This is a genomic window from Nocardioides sp. (assembly GCF_035429765.1).
Taxonomy (GTDB): domain Bacteria; phylum Actinomycetota; class Actinomycetes; order Propionibacteriales; family Nocardioidaceae; genus Nocardioides.
Genome location: NZ_DAOMFK010000241.1, coordinates 1 through 4139 on the forward strand (window position 1 = coordinate 1; position 4139 = coordinate 4139).

Consider the following 4139-nt stretch of genomic DNA (forward strand, 5'->3'; position numbering starts at 1 on the left):
CTCGGCGAGCGGCTGCGCCTGCTCGTGCTGGTCGCGCTGGTGTGGCTCGCGGCGGCCGCCGCGATGGCGGCGTACCCCTACCTCACCACCGTCGTGCTGGTGCTCGGGGCCTGGCTGCTGCGCAGCGGGTCGCTGGCCGGGAGCGCGGCCGGCCACCGGCGCCGGCTGCGCGGGCAGCGGTGGTACGACGCGCCCCAGGTGCTGCTCGCCACGCCCTGGCACCTGCTCCAGTCGGTCCCGGGCACCCTCGCGCTCGTGGTCTGGTCGGGCTTCCTGGCGCTCGCCGGCGTCCTGCTCGGCTACGCGTTCGCCCTCCCCACCTCCCAGGTCCTGCTGCTGGCCGGCGCGCTGTTCGGGGCGGGGCTCTGGCGGGGTCCGGGCGGGTCCCGGGTCCGGCGGCCGGTGAACCGGGTTCTCCACCCGCTGGCCGCCCGGCCGGTGCACTGGGTGGTGGCCGGGCTGCTGCTCGCGGCCCTCGCCAGCGGCGCCGGGGCGCTCGCCCAGGCGGGCGTGGACTGGGCCCCGGCCGGGGGCGCACCGCTCTCGGGCCCGCGGTAGCCGGGACCGGATGACGAGACCTGCGTGCGGCCACCCGGCGGGTCGTGGCACCATGGTCTCGTGCAGCAGCAGGAGATCATCATTTCCTAGCGCGTCGACCAGCCATCGACGCGCCGACCTCTCGTTCCCACGGGAGGTTTTTTGTTGCCCGGCGCACCATGCCCGCAAGAGAACCGAAAGAAGAGACCGATGGACCTGCAGGGCTCCTTCCACGTCTACGACACCACCCTGCGCGACGGTGCGCAGCAGGAGGGGCTCAACCTCTCCGTCGCCGACAAGCTGACGATCGCCCGCCAGCTGGACCGGCTCGGTGTCGGCTACATCGAGGGAGGCTGGCCGGGGGCCAACCCCAAGGACACCGAGTTCTTCCGCCGCGCCGCCCAGGAGCTCGACCTGAAGCACGCCCGGCTCGCCGCGTTCGGTGCGACCCGCCGGGCAGGGGTGAAGGCGGCCGACGACCTGCTGGTGGCCGCGCTGCGTGACAGCGGGGCGTCGGTGGTGACGCTGGTCGCCAAGTCGCACGACCGGCACGTCACGCTCGCGCTGCGGACCACGCTGGAGGAGAACCTCGCGATGGTCCGCGACACCGTCACCCACCTCCGCGAGGAGGGCCAGACGGTCTTCCTGGACGCCGAGCACTTCTTCGACGGCTACCGCGACAACCGCGCCTACGCCCTCGAGGTGCTGCGCACGGCGTACGACGCCGGCGCCGAGGTCGTCGCGCTCTGCGACACCAACGGCGGCATGCTGCCCGGCTGGGTCGGCGACGTCGTCGACGACGTGCTCCAGACCACCGGCGTCCGGGTCGGCATCCACTGCCACAACGACACCGGCTGCGCGGTCGCCAACACGCTGGCGGCCGTCGAGGCCGGCGCCACCCACGTGCAGGGCACCATCAACGGGTACGGCGAGCGCACCGGCAACGCCGACCTGATCTCGGTCGTGGCCAACCTCGAGCTGAAGCTGGACCGGCGGGTGCTCCCGCAGGGGCTGCTGCGCGACGCCACCCGGATCGCGCACGCGGTCGCGGACGTCACCAACGTGCCGCCCGCCTCCCGCCAGCCCTACGTCGGCACCTCCGCGTTCACGCACAAGGCCGGGCTGCACGCGAGCGCGATCAAGGTCGACCCGAGCCTCTACCAGCACCTGGACCCGGTCGAGGTCGGCAACGACATGCGGCTGCTGGTCTCCGACATGGCCGGGCGCGCCTCGATCGAGCTCAAGGGCCGGGAGCTCGGGTTCGACCTGTCCGGTGACCGGGACCTGGTCACCCGTATCACCGACCGGGTGAAGGTGCTGGAGCAGAAGGGCTACACGTTCGAGGCGGCCGACGCCTCGTTCGAGCTGCTCCTGCTGGAGGAGGTGGAGGGCCACCGGCCGTCGTACTTCGACGTGGAGTCCTGGCGGGTCATCACCGAGACCCAGCCGGCCTCCGACGCGGTCTCGGAGGCGACGGTCAAGCTGCGCGCCGGCGGGGTCCGGTACGTCGTGACGGGTGAGGGCAACGGTCCCGTGAACGCGCTGGACCAGGCGCTGCGGCAGGCCATCGTGCAGGCCTACCCGGAGGTCGCCAAGTTCGAGCTCATCGACTACAAGGTGCGGATCCTGGACCAGGGGCACGGCACCGACGCGATCACCCGCGTGCTGATCGAGACCTCCGACGGCGAGTCGACCTGGGTCACCGTCGGGGTGGGTGCCAACGTCATCGAGGCCTCCTGGGGCGCGTTGGTCGACGGGCTCACCTTCGGCCTGCGCAAGCACCAGCGCTGAGCCGGCCCACCAGACCGGACCACCCGGTCAGACGATGGTCAGCCGCTCCTCGGCCGGGGTAGCCTCGGCCGACCGTGCGGGACGTGGACGTGGAGGGTGTGACATGACCGGTCGAAGGGTGCGCCCGGGGCGCTGGACGAGTCTGCTCGTCGGGCTCCTGCTGGCGGTAGCCGGCTTGTCCCTCAGCCCGGCGGCTCCGGCGCACGCGGCGGCGGAGGGCTACCTCGACGTCACCGTGCAGGGCCCGACCGGGTCGCCGCTGAGCGGCGCCACCGTCATCCTGTACCCGGCCAACCAGCCGCTGCCCGACCCGGTCCACGACCCGGACTGGCGCCCCCTCGAGCTCGGCCGGATGGCCAGCGGGGTGGACGGCGTGGCCCACTTCGTGCGCGACGACGTACCGCTGAACGTCAACGTGTGGGTGGAGCGGCCCGGCTACTTCGGGGAGTGGTACAACGGCGCCGTCAACTACGCCAACGCCAACGACCTGTCGATCAGCGACGGGCTGACCAACACCGCCGTGGTGGCGCTGGCCCAGAAGCTGCGCAGCGTCCACGTCTACGTCTACGACGCCGACACGGAGGCAGACGTCGTTGGCGCCACCGTCGGTCTGTACGCCGCGACCGGGGGTGGGACCACCCCGAGCGCCACCCAGCTCACCGATGCGGCGGGATATGCCAGGTTCCGGATCGCGACGGCCGACACGGGCGGACTCCCCACGGGCCTCTACAAGGTCCGAGCCGCGCGGACTGGCTACGTGACCCAGTGGTACACCTCCGGCGTCAACGACTTCGGCAACGCTCTCGCCGTCGACCTCACCGCCGAGTCCAGCGCCGCAAGCATCGACATCGCGATGACCGCCGGGACCCCGGTGGCCTTCACCACCGCCCCCAAGCCGACGATCTCCGGCACGCTGCGCAAGGGCAGGACGCTCACCGCCAAGCCGGGCACCTGGGTGCCCAAGCCCGGCGCCCTCGCCTACCGGTGGTACCGCGGCGCCAAGGCCATCTCGGGTGCCAACGCGAAGACCTACACCCTGCGCAAGGCCGACGTCGGGAAGCGGATCTCGGTCACGGTGAAGGCCAGCCTCGCCGGCTACGTCACCACCGCCCGCACCAGCGCCAAGACGGCCGCGATCAAGCCCTGAGCGGTACCGTCGGTGCGGTGAGCGCCCTCCACGACCTGACCGCCCTGGAGCAGGGAGCGCTGGTACGCCGGGGCGAGGTGTCGCCCGTCGAGCTGGTCGAGCACTACCTGGGCCGCGCCGACGACGTGGGCGCGTTCGTGCTGCGCACGCCGGAGCTGGCGCTGGAACGGGCCCGGGCCCTGCCGGCCGAGGGCGCCTCGCCGCTGCACGGCGTACCGACCGCCGTCAAGGACCTCAACCTCACCGCGGGCGTGCCCACGGCGTTCGGGTCGGCCGCCTTCGCCGACTTCGTGCCGGAGGTCTCCGACGCGGTGGTCGAGGCCATCGAGGAGGCCGGCATGGTCAGCCTCGGCAAGACCAGCACCCCGGAGTTCGGCTCGCCCTGCTACACCGAGCCCGAGGGGCTTCCGCCGGCGGTGACACCCTGGGACCGCACCCGGATGGCGGGCGGGTCCTCCGGCGGGGCGGCGGCCGCGGTCGCCGCCGGGCTGGTGCCGGTGGCCCAGGGCTCCGACGGCGGCGGCTCGATCCGGATCCCCGCCTCCTGCTGCGGCCTGGTGGGCCTCAAGCCCACGCGGGGCCGGATCTCCTCGGCGCCCATGTACGGCGACCCGGTGGGCCTGGCGACCTCCGGGCCGATCGCGCGGACGGTGCGCGACGCCGC

General features: G+C 73.1%; 4 protein-coding genes. All 4 read left to right on the plus strand.

The window, feature by feature from the left end:
* A partial coding sequence (locus PLP61_RS15365; RefSeq protein ID WP_324503631.1) for a hypothetical protein occupies nucleotides 1-558 on the plus strand: 558 nt, incomplete at its 5' end.
* Nucleotides 559-747: 189 nt separating this feature from the next.
* Nucleotides 748-2328, plus strand: a complete 1581-nt coding sequence (cimA, locus tag PLP61_RS15370; protein WP_324503632.1) for a citramalate synthase — start codon at nucleotides 748-750, stop codon at nucleotides 2326-2328.
* Nucleotides 2329-2431: 103 nt separating this feature from the next.
* A complete protein-coding gene (locus PLP61_RS15375) occupies nucleotides 2432-3475 on the plus strand; it encodes a hypothetical protein (protein ID WP_324503633.1) in 1044 nt (347 codons plus the stop codon).
* 17 nt (nucleotides 3476-3492) lie between these two features.
* Nucleotides 3493-4139, plus strand: a 647-nt coding sequence (locus PLP61_RS15380) for an amidase (protein ID WP_324503634.1), incomplete at its 3' end; no start/stop codon positions are given.